General features: G+C 56.1%; 16 protein-coding genes and 1 other RNA gene. 11 read left to right on the forward strand and 6 right to left on the reverse strand.

Translation table 11 applies throughout. The features are described 5' to 3' along the window. The first annotated feature begins 202 nt into the window (after window positions 1-202). Entirely contained in the window at window positions 203-730 is a 528-nt protein-coding gene (locus tag ACMGG3_RS00865; protein ID WP_014168885.1) for a YbaY family lipoprotein, read from the forward strand. A 30-nt stretch (window positions 731-760) separates the two neighbouring features. On the opposite strand, the gene ACMGG3_RS00870 is transcribed toward ACMGG3_RS00865, so the two are convergent. Further along, window positions 761-1072, reverse strand: coding sequence for an MGMT family protein (locus tag ACMGG3_RS00870; RefSeq protein WP_414149499.1), 312 nt, complete (start codon window positions 1070-1072; stop codon window positions 761-763). A 170-nt stretch (window positions 1073-1242) separates the two neighbouring features. Between ACMGG3_RS00870 and ffs the strand changes: the two genes are divergently transcribed. The 3 genes from ffs (at window position 1243) to ACMGG3_RS00885 (ending at window position 2071) form a co-directional block, all read left to right on the forward strand. Beyond that, an RNA gene (gene ffs, locus ACMGG3_RS00875) (signal recognition particle sRNA small type) lies at window positions 1243-1339 on the forward strand. Window positions 1340-1607: 268 nt separating this feature from the next. Then, the gene (locus tag ACMGG3_RS00880) at window positions 1608-1859 is read left to right on the forward strand and encodes a hypothetical protein (protein ID WP_020885198.1); all 252 of its coding nucleotides are present in this window, start codon (window positions 1608-1610) and stop codon (window positions 1857-1859) included. Further along, the gene (locus ACMGG3_RS00885) at window positions 1856-2071 is read left to right on the forward strand and encodes a hypothetical protein (protein WP_333177962.1); all 216 of its coding nucleotides are present in this window, start codon (window positions 1856-1858) and stop codon (window positions 2069-2071) included. Before ACMGG3_RS00880 ends, ACMGG3_RS00885 begins: the two co-directional genes overlap by 4 nt. A gap of 80 nt (window positions 2072-2151) precedes the next feature. On the opposite strand, the gene ACMGG3_RS00890 is transcribed toward ACMGG3_RS00885, so the two are convergent. Further along, complete coding sequence (locus ACMGG3_RS00890) at window positions 2152-3573, reverse strand: PLP-dependent aminotransferase family protein (RefSeq protein WP_414149500.1); 1422 nt, start codon at window positions 3571-3573, stop codon at window positions 2152-2154. An 87-nt stretch (window positions 3574-3660) separates the two neighbouring features. Between ACMGG3_RS00890 and ACMGG3_RS00895 the strand changes: the two genes are divergently transcribed. The 3 genes from ACMGG3_RS00895 to ACMGG3_RS00905 all read left to right on the forward strand — a co-directional run bounded on the left by ACMGG3_RS00895 (window position 3661) and on the right by ACMGG3_RS00905 (window position 8617). After that, entirely contained in the window at window positions 3661-4272 is a 612-nt protein-coding gene (locus ACMGG3_RS00895) for a YczE/YyaS/YitT family protein (protein WP_014168890.1), read from the forward strand. 78 nt (window positions 4273-4350) lie between these two features. After that, window positions 4351-5421 carry a LacI family DNA-binding transcriptional regulator gene (locus tag ACMGG3_RS00900; RefSeq protein WP_025204847.1) on the forward strand — a complete coding sequence of 357 codons (1071 nt, stop codon included), beginning with the start codon at window positions 4351-4353 and terminating at the stop codon, window positions 5419-5421. Window positions 5422-5524: 103 nt separating this feature from the next. Next, window positions 5525-8617 (forward strand): beta-galactosidase, encoded by a 3093-nt coding sequence (locus ACMGG3_RS00905; protein WP_414149501.1) that lies wholly within the window; start codon window positions 5525-5527, stop codon window positions 8615-8617. Between the two features lie 33 nt (window positions 8618-8650). Here ACMGG3_RS00905 and ACMGG3_RS00910 read toward each other — a convergent pair whose 3' ends face one another. After that, window positions 8651-9502 carry a nickel/cobalt efflux protein RcnA gene (locus ACMGG3_RS00910; protein WP_414149502.1) on the reverse strand — a complete coding sequence of 284 codons (852 nt, stop codon included), beginning with the start codon at window positions 9500-9502 and terminating at the stop codon, window positions 8651-8653. A 134-nt stretch (window positions 9503-9636) separates the two neighbouring features. Between ACMGG3_RS00910 and ACMGG3_RS00915 the strand changes: the two genes are divergently transcribed. Further along, window positions 9637-9909, forward strand: coding sequence for a metal/formaldehyde-sensitive transcriptional repressor (locus tag ACMGG3_RS00915; protein WP_020885193.1), 273 nt, complete (start codon window positions 9637-9639; stop codon window positions 9907-9909). Here ACMGG3_RS00915 and ACMGG3_RS00920 read toward each other — a convergent pair. Next, a complete protein-coding gene (locus tag ACMGG3_RS00920; RefSeq protein ID WP_221716608.1) occupies window positions 9902-11467 on the reverse strand; it encodes an EAL domain-containing protein in 1566 nt (521 codons plus the stop codon). The two genes, ACMGG3_RS00915 and ACMGG3_RS00920, sit on opposite strands and share 8 nt — an antisense overlap. 208 nt (window positions 11468-11675) lie before the next feature. Between ACMGG3_RS00920 and ACMGG3_RS00925 the strand changes: the two genes are divergently transcribed. Then, on the forward strand, window positions 11676-11936 hold the full coding sequence (locus ACMGG3_RS00925; protein ID WP_010428154.1) for a type B 50S ribosomal protein L31: 261 nt from the start codon (window positions 11676-11678) through the stop codon (window positions 11934-11936). A gap of 2 nt (window positions 11937-11938) precedes the next feature. Further along, entirely contained in the window at window positions 11939-12079 is a 141-nt protein-coding gene (ykgO, locus tag ACMGG3_RS00930; RefSeq protein WP_003859006.1) for a type B 50S ribosomal protein L36, read from the forward strand. Here ykgO and ACMGG3_RS00935 read toward each other — a convergent pair. Further along, window positions 12076-12786 carry a GNAT family N-acetyltransferase gene (locus ACMGG3_RS00935; RefSeq protein WP_414149503.1) on the reverse strand — a complete coding sequence of 237 codons (711 nt, stop codon included), beginning with the start codon at window positions 12784-12786 and terminating at the stop codon, window positions 12076-12078. The two genes, ykgO and ACMGG3_RS00935, sit on opposite strands and share 4 nt — an antisense overlap. Before the next feature lie 100 nt (window positions 12787-12886). On the opposite strand from ACMGG3_RS00935, the gene ACMGG3_RS00940 reads away from it, so the two are divergent. Beyond that, a complete protein-coding gene (locus ACMGG3_RS00940) occupies window positions 12887-14347 on the forward strand; it encodes a PLP-dependent aminotransferase family protein (protein ID WP_333097414.1) in 1461 nt (486 codons plus the stop codon). Here ACMGG3_RS00940 and ACMGG3_RS00945 read toward each other — a convergent pair. After that, window positions 14319-14786, reverse strand: coding sequence for a YlaC family protein (locus ACMGG3_RS00945; RefSeq protein ID WP_020885189.1), 468 nt, complete (start codon window positions 14784-14786; stop codon window positions 14319-14321). The genes ACMGG3_RS00940 and ACMGG3_RS00945 overlap by 29 nt on opposite strands. Window positions 14787-14827 lie beyond the last annotated feature (41 nt).

Raw genomic sequence — 14827 nt, forward strand, 5'->3', positions numbered from 1 at the left:
GTTGTCCTCAATAAACGCCGTAGCGAAAGATAGGCAGAGTATAACGCAGAAATGAAAGTGGTCCGATGGGTAGAATAATCTGAATATCTGGACGATTTTAGGCATAAATCAGTGATCTGTGCCAAACTTACCTGTGTTATGTGATTGAAACGACATCGGATGGGATCGATCCCGCTGGTGCATTGATGATAAGGAGACTTCAATGAAACTCGTGCCCATGCTAAGTGGTGTAGCAATTGCGGTGGCGTTGTCCGCCTGTGCAGGAAAGAGCGCCCAGGTGCCGGTGCCAGCAGCAGATCCAAACGGGATTAATACACTCTCACAGCAGTCCATTCAGCAGCCTAACGTTTCCGGGACTATCTGGATTAAACAGAAAGTCGCGTTACCGCCAGATGCGGTATTAACGGTAACCCTGTCTGATGCTTCCCTGGCAGACGCGCCGTCTAAAGTATTGGCCCAGCGTGCCGTGCGTACGGAAGGTAAGCAGGCACCGTTTAGCTTCGTGTTGCCGTATAACCCATCAGACGTGCAGCCTAATGCCCGTATCCTCCTGAGCGCAGCAGTAACGATCAACGATAAACTGGTGTTTATCACCGATACGGTGCAGGAAGCGATTAACCACGGCGGGACAAAAGTTGACCTGAACCTGGTTCCGGTACAGCAAACCGAAGTGCCGGTTGCGCCACAGACTAACCAACCGTCTCTGCCAACCCCTCCGACCCAGATGTAACGCTTCAAACCCTCTCCTTCGGGAGAGGGTTTAATACACCCAGCGGTACTTTTGCAAATCAATCTGTCCTGACCCCGACACCTGCACCCCTTCTGACAGTAACGCCTGACGCTGGCGCTGCAGATCCGGCCCGGTCAACGAGATCGCCCCATGACGATTTACCACCCGATGCCAGGGCAGGATGCTTCCTTCGGGCAACCTTTTCAGTACGCCACCGACCTGCCGCGCCGCACGCGGGGAACCGGCCAGACGCGCTACGTCGCCATAGGTGGTGACATAACCTTCCGGCACAGAGGCCACAATTTGCCATACGCGTTGTGGAAAGGAGTCATGTTCGTCCATACGTCTACCTGTGGGGAATGTCTGGACAGTCATGTTAAACGAAGATAAACCCAATTGCTGCGCCAGTTTGCGCAAGAAACCAGCATCCAGTTGCGGGTCGCTTGCAATTGGCGGTAAGCACAGGGATAATGCGCCAGCGCGTTGGTTATCAACGCTCTCAATGGGGGCTCTGTTGGTTCTCCCGCAACGCTACTCTGTTCACCAGGTCAGGTCCGGAAGGAAGCAGCCAGGGCAGACGACGTGTGTGCCGGGATGTAGCTGGCAGGGCCCCCACCCATTTCTGCTCTCATCAACACTCTTCCTGTTTCTCTTCGCTTCGAATAGCCTTTAATCCACAACGTTATTAGGACTTTACTGACTGCATGTAATATATATTTCATTGCATTGAAATATTACTGTCATAAACCTGTAATAATAGACTGTCATTTTAATATCGGATGTCTTTTTTCTGTCATAACTTAAAAATATATATCTGGATAACATTGGTAAGTTCGTGTATTAAATAAAGTACTTATTCCGAAGGGAAGTGACAAACATGGCTACTGCGGTGTTAAACGTTAAGATTGATCAAGCGCTAAAAGAAAGACTTCGCCACTATGCAGAAGTTAATAACGAGAATTTAAGCGTGACGACAGAGAAACTGCTGCTGCTGGCATTCGAAGCGGTAGAAGAGGCGGGAGTATCGGAAGAGGATATTGATAACCAGCATACGGAAGAAGAGAGTGTTTCTCCATTTACTCCTAAAGAAATCAAGGCTCTACGTAAAATTCTTAAGAAGAGAAAATGAAACAACAACTGTCAATTGCCAGTGACTACAACGAGGCCTGCGATCTGTTGCGTTCAGGCTACGTGAAGCATGTACGTCTTGGCTGGAATGTAGGAAGTGATGAGTTCTTTCGTATTGCGTCTGACTGGTGTGATACCGGCGCAAAAATAAAGAAAGACGGTGAAAATTTCGTTATTTCACTGAAAGGTTTTCCTATTCCTCCTCAGCACTAAATCCTGAATGGTGAAAACTGCTGACTGTATCTGTGACAGTCAGCAGTTTTTATTTTATGATCCACTTCAAATTTTTTATATCAAACCAGACTTCTTTTTATTGATGGCACGTTTTTATTCAGGGCGAGCCACAAGGGTTTAATTCTCAGTAACGCCTGTTCAAGCTCAGCCGGATCGAGTGAAAAGGGCATACGTAAATACCGATCAAACGCACCCGATAAACCAAACCGCGTGCCGGTCCCCAGGTTGATTCCCAGTATCTCTGCGCGTGCAGCAAGCTGTGTTGCCAGCATCCCCGGCAGTTCAATCCAGTAGGAAAGCCCGCCTTCCGCTTCATGGAATGTCCATTCAGGGAAGTGCTCGCGCAACAGCGCGCCGCATTGGTCTCGTCGTTCCGCCAGCATCTTCCGGCGAGCAGGCAAAAACGTTTCGCTGTTATTGATAAGCCACAGCGTCGCCAGCTGTTCGAGCATGGGCGATCCTAAATCCAGTGTATCCCGCGTCTGGGCAAGCGTAGCGATGGTGCGCGAGGAGGCACGGATCCAGCCAAGACGAAGGCCGCCCCAGAAACTTTTTCCGGCAGAGCCTAACGTTATCACGGTGGCCTGCGGGTTAAATGACGCCAGCGGCGGCGGCGGGGGCGAGTCAAACCACAGATCCACCATCGTTTCATCTACTACCAGCGTCGTGCGGGTTTGCGCGGCAATCTCGGTGATTGCCTGACGGGTGGGAATATCCATGCATCGCCCGGTCGGGTTATGAAAATCGGGCATCAGGTACGCCAGGCGCGGCGCTGTCTGGGCAAGCGTTGCGGCAAACCCATGGGTATCCCAGCCCGTTTCCGGCAGCGACACGCCCACTGGACGGCACTGCGCTCCCTGAATAGCGGCGATCGCCAGCGGGTAAGTGGGATGATCGACCACGACGCGATCCCCCGGACCGGTCATCATCCGCAGGACCAGCGCAAAACCGCTGACCGCGCCATTGACCACCATCACCTCGTCTTTCCGGGTCGGAAGCCCCCGCGCGGTATAGCGTGCGGCGATGGCTTCCCGCAGCGCCGGCAACCCAAGCTGATCGTAACCCGTAAGCGAGAGATGTTGCGTAATGGCCGTGAGCGCATGGGTATAGGCCTGGTGGATCTCAGGCCCGGCATTGAGCGCCGCGGTGGAGAGATCCAGCGCGGCACTGGCTGCTGAAAGGGTTGGCACGGCGCGTGTGTCGGGCAGGATCACGCGTGAACCGCTGCCGTGGCGGCTTTCAAGATAACCTTCCTCACGCAGATGGGCGAGTGCGCTGCTGATGGTGGTCCGGCTCACATCCAGCGCAGTGGCCAGCTCCCGCTCGCCGGGTAGACGGGTGTTAAGCGCCAGTCGGCCATCAAGAATTAACAGGCGTAACGCATCCGCCAGCTGACGCCAGAGCGGTGTCCGGGTCGAGGTTTGTTGCCAGTGGCCTAACAGGCGTACCAATGACTGGCTTCCGAAGCGGCGAGATGACATGTGCAGTCCACTATTTGAAAACTGGACATTAATCATAATGCCATTTTCGCTCAAGATGAAAGCCTGGTTCACTGGAGAAGATAAAAAATGGTACGTCGTCTGCTACAACTGTATGTCGGTTTAGGGCTGTATGGGCTTTCAACCACGATGTTTATTCGTTCGGATCTGGGGCTCGACCCGTGGGACGTCTTCCACCTGGGCGTGGCAATCCAGCTGGGGTTGAGCATTGGGATGGTGATTATTTTAACCGGTGCGGCGGTACTGCTGCTGTGGATCCCACTGCGTCAGATGCCTGGTCTGGGAACCCTCAGTAACGTGATTATTATTGGCCTGGCGGCAGATGCCTCCATGGCCCTGATCCCCGAGGTGACCTCGCTGCCCCTGCGTATCGCGCTGCTGGTGGCCGGAATTGTCGTGAACGCGATAGCCACCGGTATGTATATCGGTGCCGGTTTCGGGGCGGGCCCGCGCGACGGTCTCATGACCGGGATCCATGCCCGTATGGGATGGTCCATCCGCAGCGTACGTACTTCGATTGAAGTGTCCGTGCTGCTGATTGGGTGCATGCTGGGCGGAACGTTCGGGATAGGCACCGTCGCGTATGCTCTGACCATTGGCCCGCTTATCCAGATCTGCTTGCCTCTGTTCCGTTATAAGCCGCGCGTTGAGAAGGCCCCCCAGCCGGAGCGGGTTGTTTAATTCTGCGAAGCGCTCACATGTTTTCATGGCGACGCTGTGTCAGAATAGTGGCCTTCGAATGACGCGATGCCAGAATGCATGAAAGCAATCACTCTTTATGATGTTGCCCTCCTTGCGGGGGTTTCTTATCAGACCGTTTCCCGTGTGATTAACGACGCGGAGCATGTCTCTGCCCGCACGCGGGAAAAGGTGCAGCAGGCGATGGCGGAACTGCACTACGTCCCCAATCTCAGGGCACAACAGCTGGCGGGTAAACGTACCCGTACGCTTGGTCTTATTACTACCGATCTGGCGCTGCACGCCCCTTCGCAAATTGTTTCGGCGGTAAAATCCCGGGCGGTTGAACAGGGGGCGAGCGTGCTTATCTCAATGGTGGAACATCCACAGCAGTGCCAGTCTGCCCTTCAGGCGCTGCTGGCGCAGCGTGTGGAAGCTCTGCTGGTGAATGTGCCGCTGGAGGATCCTCATGCTGAAGCGCTAAAAGCCCTCGCATCGCCCATTCCGGTGCTGTTTCTGGATGTCTCGCCCTCGGCTCAGGTAAACAGTCTTGTGTTTAATGCAGAGCAGGGTGCTCGTCTCGGGATTGAGCATCTGCTTTCGCTGGGGCATGAGCGTATAGCGCTGCTGAGCGGACCGGAGAGCTCTGTCTCTGCCCGGGCACGTCTCGCAGGCTGGAACACCACGCTGGCACAGGCCGGGCTTGAGGCTGTCGCGGTGGCGCACGGCGACTGGAGTGCGGCAAGCGGCTATGAGAAAGGACATTTGCTGTTATCTGCCGCGCAACTCCCGGATGCGATAGTGGTCGCGAACGACCAAATGGCGCTGGGGGTGATGCGTGCCTGTGCGGAAAAAGGGACCGCGATCCCGGGCCAGATGTCGGTTGTCGGGTTCGACGATACGGCAGACAGCGCCTGGTTTTCTCCCCCACTGACCACCATTCGCCAGGCTTTTCGCGAGGCCGGCGAGCGAAGCGTGGAGTGGCTGCTGGCGCCAGTTGAGGGTGACGCATGCTGGCAGGTTCAGCTTCCGGTGACGCTGGTGACCCGCCATTCTACCGCTCGCCACGATCCGCAGCAGATCGAACGCGAGGGTCTGGCACAGCAGCTCAGGAGCCTGGCGCTAGCGGCTGAGCAACTTGCCCGCCGGTAAGACTTTTGTGATCTGACTCGCTACCCCGCGATCCGATGCTTTACCGCACCCGGTAGCCAGGGCATGTTAGCTAAAATTGTGAGCGCTTCGCAAAGAGGTTAATATGTCCAACACTCCATCGCTGACCCTCAGCGCACTTCTGGCTCGTCGGGACTGGGAAAATCCCGGAGTCACCCAGTGGAACCGCCTGGCAGCACATGCACCCTTGCACAGCTGGCGTGATGAACACTCCGCCAGAGAAGACGGGGGAACCGTCAGCCGACGCCTCCTTAACGGGGAGTGGCGTTTTAGCTTCTTTCCTGCACCAGAGCAGGTTCCTTCGGTATGGGTTAGTGAAGATTGCGCCGATGCCGTGCTGATGCCCGTGCCCTCTAACTGGCAGATGCAGGGGTTCGACACGCCCATCTACACCAACGTGACCTATCCGATCCCTGTAAACCCACCGTTTGTGCCGCAAGAAAACCCAACCGGTTGTTACTCGCTCACATTTGAGATGGATGATGCCTGGCTGCAGAGCGGCCAAACCCGCATTATCTTCGATGGCGTGAACTCGGCGTTTCATCTGTGGTGTAACGGTCAGTGGATCGGTTATTCACAGGACAGCCGACTGCCCGCCGAATTCGATCTTTCTACGGTGCTGCGTCCTGGCCAGAACCGCATTGCGGTCATGGTGTTGCGCTGGTGCGACGGGAGCTATCTGGAAGATCAGGACATGTGGCGCATGAGCGGGATTTTCCGCGATGTGTCGCTACTGCATAAGCCAGAGACGCACATTGCCGATTATCAGGTTGTGACTGACCTGAATGCGGAGCGGGATCGCGCGGTGCTGAAGGTGGATCTCGCGCTCGCAGGCGCACAGTTTGCGGAGTGTGAGGTGGCGTTTACCCTGTGGCGCAACGGCGAAAAATGCGCCAGTGCCACCGGGCGGCCGGGCACTGCCGTTGTCGATGAGCGCGGCGGCTGGGCCGAGCGGCTAACGGTGGCGCTCCCCGTTGAAGCGCCCGCCTTGTGGAGTGCGGAAACGCCGGAACTTTATCGCCTGACGATGACCCTTCTGAACGCGCAGGGTGAGGTGCTGGAAACGGAGGCCTGCGATGTGGGGTTCCGCCGCATAGAGATCAGCAATGGCCTGCTGAAGCTCAACGGTAAACCCCTGCTGATCCGCGGCGTTAACCGCCATGAACATCACCCGGAAAACGGCCAGGTGATGGATGAAGCGACGATGCGCCGCGATATCGAACTCATGAAGCAGCACAACTTCAACGCCGTGCGCTGCTCGCACTATCCGAACCATCCGCTGTGGTACACGCTTTGCGACCGCTATGGTTTGTATGTCGTCGACGAAGCCAATATTGAAACCCACGGCATGGTGCCGATGAGTCGCCTTGCTGACGATCCGCGCTGGCTCCCTGCCATGAGCGAACGCGTCACCCGCATGGTGCAGCGCGACCGCAATCATCCTTCGATTATCATCTGGTCGCTGGGGAATGAGTCCGGCCATGGCGCGAACCATGACGCACTGTATCGCTGGCTGAAAACTACCGATCCGACGCGTCCGGTGCAGTACGAAGGCGGTGGGGCGAATACGGCAGCGACCGATATCGTGTGCCCGATGTATGCCCGGGTCGATCAGGATCAGCCCTTCCCGGCGGTACCGAAATGGTCTGTTAAAAAATGGATCGGCATGCCGGATGAAACGCGTCCGCTTATTCTCTGTGAATACGCCCACGCGATGGGGAACAGCTTCGGTGGTTTTGCCAAATACTGGCAGGCGTTTCGCCGCCATCCTCGCCTGCAGGGGGGATTTGTCTGGGACTGGGTTGACCAGGCGCTGACCAGAAAAGACGACAATGGCACACCGTTCTGGGCCTACGGGGGAGACTTTGGCGACACGCCCAATGACCGCCAGTTCTGCCTTAACGGGCTGGTTTTTCCCGATCGCACACCGCATCCGGCGCTGTATGAAGCCCAGCGCGCTCAGCAGTTTTTCACCTTTACGCGGGTAAGTACGTCTCCGCTGGTGCTTGAAGTCCACAGCGATTACCTGTTCCGTCATACCGATAACGAGGTGCTGCGCTGGACCCTTGTCCGCGATGGCAACGTGCTGGCCAGAGGGGACGTGACGCTCTCCATTGCTCCCCAGGGCACACAGCGTCTGGACATCGACCTGCCAGCGCTGGCGCCTGAAGCGGGTGACGTCTGGCTGAACGTTGAAGTGCACCAGCCGCGGGCGACGCCGTGGTCACCGGCAAACCATCGCTGCGCGTGGGAGCAGTGGCCGGTTCCGACTCCCCTGTATATCGCCCCGCCAGCGCCAGAAGGTGTACCGCCGGTGTTAACGCAAACTGGCGACGTGCTTGAGCTGGTGCATCAGCAGCAACGCTGGCAGTTCAACCGCGCGTCAGGACACCTGACGCAATGGTGGCGCAACGGCGTTGAAACGCTGCTCTCACCGCTGACGGATAACGTTAGCCGCGCACCGCTGGACAATGATATTGGCGTGAGCGAGGCCACGCGAATCGATCCGAATGCGTGGGTGGAGCGCTGGAAAGCGGCAGGCATGTACGAGCTCACCCCGCGATTACTGCACTGTGAAGGAGAGCAGCATGCAGCCGAGGCGGTGGTGAAAACCCTGCATGTCTGGGAGTATCGCGGTAAAGCGCTCTTCCTGAGCCGTAAAGTCTGGCGGGTGGACGATCGGGGCGTTCTGCATGGCGATGTTCAGGTCGATATTGCGTCTGATATCCCGGAACCGGCACGCGTAGGCCTGAGTGTTCACCTTGCCGCAACGCCGGAAACGGTTCAATGGCTGGGGCTTGGGCCACATGAAAATTACCCGGACAGAACGCTGGCGGCTCAGCAGGGGCGCTGGACATTACCGCTGGAAGCCATGCACACGCCTTACATCTTCCCGACAGAAAATGGTCTGCGCTGTGATACCCGTGAACTGCTGCTGGGCGCGCATCGGCTGAATGGCCTGTTCCATTTCTCCGTCAGCCGCTACAGCCAGCAGCAGTTGCATGAGACAACTCACCATCATCTGTTGCGCGAGGAGCCGGGGTGTTGGCTTAACCTGGACGCGTTCCATATGGGCGTGGGCGGTGATGACTCGTGGAGCCCCAGCGTCTCGCCGGAATTTATTCTGCAGAAACGCCAGCTTCGCTATACCTTCAGCTGGCAGCAGAACCCTGACTGAGCAAAGAGGCGGCCACAGCAGTGGCCGCCTCGCTTACGCCAGGATACCGCTCAGGCCGTGCAGGCTCATGTAAATCCCAACCACAGTAATCAGGGCAGCGGAGATCCACGGTGCTTTTCGTGAAAACTCGCTGAAACCCGGCCAGCGTTTTGTCGCATGCTTAAGGCTCAGGGCGGCAATTGCACCGGAAGCGACCAGCGTTAACGCCAGACCAATACTGAAGCTGAATACCAGCGTTGCGCCGAGGGCAAAATGCTTCAGCTGCAGGCAGATGAGCAGGACCGTGATTGAGGCCGGGCAGGGGATAAGCCCTCCGGTCAGGCCAAACAGTGCAATTTGTCCGGTGGTAACGTTCTGGCCGTTGAAGCGGCGGTTAATATCCTGTGCATGCGCGCGCTGGTGGGCGTCCTGCCACTCTTCTTCAACCAGTGGATGCCCATGGTCGTGATGATCATGATGATGGTCATGGTCATGGTCATGGTCGTGATGATCATGATGGTGGTCATGGTCATGGTGATCGTGATGATGGTAGTGATCGTGTGGCCGACTCTCCTTCCAGGTTCGCCAGGCCATCCACAGGGCGATCAGCACGATCAGTATCCCCGAGACCAGCTGGAACCAGGGCTCAGACGTATGCGCATCCCAGCCCCGGCCAAACCATAATCCTGCCATGGCAATGATCCAGACCACCGCCGTATGGGAAAGCGTTGCCGCCAGACCAAGCAACACCGCCTGTTTCAGCGTACCGCGAATAGCCACAATAAACGCGGCCATCATCGTTTTGGAGTGGCCCGGCTCCAGGCCATGCAGCGCGCCGAGGAGGATAGCGCTGGGTACAAACAGCCAGGCATTGCCCTGCTGCAGGAGTGAAGCAAAATCGTTCATGGAAAATTCCGGAGTGGAAAGCGTGTTCAGATACTACTCCCCCCCAGTAGTCTAATACTACCCCCCAGTAGAAAAATACTCAGGGGGAGTAGAGCATGATATGCTTTAAAAGCCATACGATGAGGGAGACAGAGATGTCACATACGGTTCGCGACAAGAAGATGTTATTGACTCGCCTGAAGAAAATTCAGGGGCAAAGCGCTGCCCTGGAAAAAATGCTCAATAGCGACCACGAATGCGCCGACGTGTTACAACAGCTGGCGGCGATCCGCGGCGCGGTAAACGGCATGATGATGCAGGTGATCGAAGGTCATCTCACCGATCATGTGGTGAAAGAGCCTGAAGAAGCTCAGCGCGAAGCCGATCTTGGCGTCGTGTTACAGGTGATCAAATCCTATCTTAAGTAGGATGTGTTTTGAGGTTATCTTCCGCCCAAAGAATAAAGTCCGCTTTCGGCAACGCCTTGCTGTAGTACCAACCCTGCCCATACTGCACGCCGTGACGACGTAGCCAGGCGAGTTGCCCTTCGGTCTCCACGCCTTCCGCCACCATCGCCAGCTTCAGCGATTTTGCCATTTCAATAATGTGTGGCGTCACGTTTTTATATTCCAGTGCATCCACAAACGCTTTATCAATTTTTAGCGTGTCGACATCCAAATCCTGCAGGTAGCTCAGGCTGGAATAGCCCGTACCGAAATCATCAATATAGATTGCGTGGCCTGAATGACGAAAGGCGGCGATGGCCGGCGCGCTGATTTTAGGATCGGCAAAGCCGCGCTCGGTTAACTCAAGGGCGATCTGTTGCGGATGGACTTTCCACTTATTCATTAAGTGACTCAACAGTGGCGGGAGTTTTCCCGAGGTCAAATCGGCCGGCGCGAGGTTAATGGAAATATGCTGACCGTCGTGAAGGTGCAGCCAGTAGCCCATATCCTCAAACACCTTTTCAATGACCAAATGCGTCAGCTGCGAGATGAGCCCCGTTTGCTCAGCAAGCGGCACAAAAATATCCGGTGAAAGGCTGCTCCCGTCAGGCTGGGGCCAGCGGGTTAGCGCCTCTGCGCCCACAATCTTCCCGCTAGAGAGTTCAATAATGGGCTGGTAATGAACCACAAATTCCCGGTTATTGATGGCGTCAAGCAGGCGGTTGCGTGGCGACTGGATGCGACGCAGCAGTCGTAAAACAAAGAGTGCGGCAAGCAGACTTATCAGTATGCCGAACGGCAGCCAGATGAGAAGTTGCTTGTGCCAGGTTTCAGCCAGCGGTTTTAACGCCGCCCAGGCGACCACCGTAAACCCCAGTTCAGGAACAGGCTTCATAATGTATATCGAGCCGTTGTACTGAATGCGGGTGACGCCCTGATCCTTAACCAGATTGCGGATATGCGGATCGAGCTTGCTGCTGCTGGCAAAAATGAGATGTGATTTGCTGCCCACCAGGGCGGCATCTGTGGCGATCTCACCGAAAGGGATCACATCGACAAGCGAGGCAGGATCCACCAGCACCAGATAGTGGCCCCGACCCAGGACCGCCATGTAGCGGCTAAAACCGAGATCGTTTTGCGTGGTGAGCCATGTGCCATAACCATCTTCCGTGATTCGCATGGGCGGCGGGAAAGGGGCCGACTGACTGGTTTGTTCCAGGGACGAGCAAAGGGGTTCAAGATTGTTGATATAAATAACTTCCTGAACATAACGCCATGAAAAAGCGACCCGCCGCATCTCCCTTAAATGCATAACGCTACAGGGGATCCCTTTAAAGGTCTGCAGGCTATTGAGCGCTTCCTTTGCATCATCCACTACCCTGGCGGTACGTATCAGCACGCGTGAGGCATAGCTATCCAGCGCATCGACAAACTTATCTTCCGCCTGGCGATGTGCCAGCCAGATGCTCAGGCTAATCGGAACCAGTACCGCAATGATAAGTACGCCGGTCACCAGACTGACCAGATGTCGGGTTTTCATGGTGCTGTCTCCTTCCTCTTATGCCCGCTCCTGGGCGCTGAAAAACCTGCCAGAGGAGAAAGATTTTACCGCTAAATGATAAAGTTATAGCACGCGCAGGTCATGATTTACGGCACAACAGAAAATATCGTCGGGGCAGAGGGGTTGTTTTTTCAGCAGGGGTTAGATATCATTTTGTTATGTTATAACAAAACATAAAGAGTTTACGATGAAACCAGATATCCACCCAGCCTATCGCACCGTGGTGTTCCACGACACCAGTGCTAATGAATACTTTAAAGTCGGCTCAACCATTAAGACCGACCGCGAAATTGAACTCGACGGTGAAACGTATCCGTATATCACCATCGAGGTCTCTTCAAAATCGCACCCGTTCTACACCGGCAAGCAGAAAACGTTCTCGACGGATGGCAGTGCGGCGCGCTTCCGTAAGCGTTTCGGCGGCTTTCTTAATGCGAAGCGGGGATAACCATGCAGGTACTTAACTCATTGCGCAGTGCAAAACAGCGTCACCCGGATTGCCAGATAGTCAAACGCAAGGGACGCTTATACGTGATTTGCAAATCCAATCCGCGCTTTAAGGCGGTTCAGGGACGTAAGAAAAGACGCTAGACGCGTGCTTCGCGCCAGCTTTCCAGGGATCTTTTTTGGTTGCCATCGGCAGTAAAATTGTCGGTGGCAAGCCAGCCTTCAAAGGCACTCGCCAGCGCCGGCCACTCTTTGTCGAGAATCGAAAACCAGTCGGTATCCCGGTTATGACCTTTCGTGACCAGTGCCTGACGAAAACGCCCCTCAAACTGAAAGCCAAGACGCAGTGCCACCTTGCGCGAAGGCGCATTCAGGCTGTTGCACTTCCACTCGTATCGACGATACCCAAGGGTGTCGAACACGTATCGCATCAGCAGATATTGCGCTTCCGTCGACATCGGCGTGCGGCTGAGCAGCGGGGAGAAATGAACATGTCCCACCTCCACAACGCCGTTGGTTGGATCGATCCGCATCAGAGCCAGCGTGCCGACCGGAGACTGGGTCTGGTTGTCGATAACGCTAAAGTGAATCGGATCGGATAAGTCACGCACGCTCTCTACCCACCTTGCAAACGCCTCTGCGCTGGCATCCGGCTCACGCAGCAGCCACGTCCAGCTGCGGGTATCTTCGGCCAGAGAATACGCGCTGAACAACGCCTCAGCGTGCTCCACCCGCAGCGGCTCAAGGCGACAATAGTGGCCCTGAAGCACCACACGTGAAGGGTGCTGGCGGGGTTGCCAGTCGATAAGCGCCTCGCCTACAGGCTGTCCAAACTCATTGAATGTTTTCATTTTACTGTCCGTGACGTTGATAAGAACGCCAGACTAGTGAATTACTGGTTCCTTAAAAAGTGCCACTCAGCTATGTTTTGGTGGTACCACGGGAGGCGAGATGAACATACCGGGCGATGAATTTTATACTTTGCTGAATGCCGCGTTGAAAGCGCGGGGGGAAGAGACGCTACAGCGCGCGCTGTATCATGCATTGCGTGAGGCGATACTGTGCGGCCGGCTACACGCCGGGAGCCGGCTTCCCGGTTCGCGAATGCTGGCTCAGCAGCTCTCGCTTTCACGGAATACCGTCAATGCGGCGCTGGAACAGCTGACGCTCGAAGGGTATCTGCTGCGTAACCGCCAGGGGACGCGGGTGGCGCAGCTGGCGCAGCGTACGCTCGTTCAGGCATTGCCGGACTCTGCCGTCGCGCTCGGCAGCCGGGTCGCCTCGCTGCCTGCGCCGGTGCCGCGTGATACCCCGGTTCCGGCATTTACGCCGGGAACACCGGCCATCAACTACTTTCCCCTGCCGCTGTGGCGGCGCTTGTACGACCGGGTTCTGCGCGAAGAGGGCAGCGCGCTGTTAGGGTATGGCGATCCTGCCGGAGAGCCGTCGCTGCGGGCGGCCATTGCTCGCCACCTTGCCCTTTCGCGCGGCATTGACTGCGATGCCAGTCAGATAGTAATGACCGAAGGTGCGCTTGAGGGGGTAAACCTTTGCACGATGCTGCTGAGCGAACCCGGCAGCGTCGCGTGGGTGGAAGATCCTGGCTATGGTGGGGCTAAAAGCGCCTTTGCCAAAGCGGGCTTAGTCATGACGGGGATGCCGGTTGATGACGAAGGCATGTTCTGGGAAGGGCTGGATACGCCGTCCCCTGCGCTTATTTTCACCTCACCTTCGCACCAGTTTCCGTACGGAAGCGTGCTCAGTGCGCGGCGACGCCTGGCGCTGCTGGATCTGGCCCGGCAGCATAACGCCTGGATTATTGAAGATGATTACGACAGCGAGTTTCGTTATTCCGGTGAGCCCGTGCCTGCAATGCTGGGAATGGTCAACAATGCGCCGGTTGTCTATCTCGGTACCTTCAGCAAAACCCTCTTTCCGTCGCTGAGAATGGGGTTCATGGTGTTACCCCCGGCGCTGGCAAAAGCGGCCCGTCCGGCCATTGGCGCGCTGCTGCGTGGCGGGCATCGCGCCGAACAGCGAACCCTGGCGCTGTTTATTGAGGAAGGACATTATGCCCGCCACCTTGCCGCCATGCGCCGGCTCTACCGTAAGCGCTACCGGCAGCTGCGTGAGGTGCTGAGTGCTGAGCTTCATATTCCGCATCGCATTCTGGCGGGTGAAGGGGGGATGCATCTGACGCTGGCAATAGACGGCATCGACGACCAAAAAGTGGTTGAGCAGGCGAGGGCGTTTCAGCTGGCACCCGCTGCACTGAGCGGGTATTACCTGGAGCCGAAGCAGGGGCAAACCGGTCTGGTGTTAGGTTACGGCAATACCTCTGCTTCTCAGTTTGTGTCGGGTATCCGACGCATACAGGCTGTAATCACACAGCAGCAGGACGGGAAAGGGTAAAGACATCATAAAAAGAGAGCTGACCTTTGGTGGATACCATCTTCTGCAGCTTCTCTTTTTGCACTGTTTCAACCGCGGGGGAGTGCATGATGCTTTCGATCAGCTCCGGCGGCACGTAACGCGTGTTATACCATTCACCGTTATAGCAAACCCGGAAATCAAGGACGTCGATATCTTCGTAGCGGTAGCGGGGATTAACGTCAAAAAAGAAAAAGGCGTTAAATACCACAAACAGAATGACAAGCAGCCAGACGGAGTCCACCAGAGTTTCGGACTTCAGCATCACAATCAGTGTCGCCAGCCAGGCGGCATACATTGCGACAAACAGTCCAGGGTGTTTGCGAATAAAGCTGATGCTAAAGCGCGGGCGATTGTCGCGCTTTTCGCGGTGATTAAGATCGTCGATGGTGGCAGTAAGCAGGCGCTGTATCTCGGTCATTTTTTGCCTTTATGAGAATTGACAATACAGGATGTCTGCCA

The organism is Enterobacter sp. BNK-18 (assembly GCF_047456135.1).
GTDB classification, from domain to species: domain Bacteria; phylum Pseudomonadota; class Gammaproteobacteria; order Enterobacterales; family Enterobacteriaceae; genus Enterobacter; species Enterobacter ludwigii.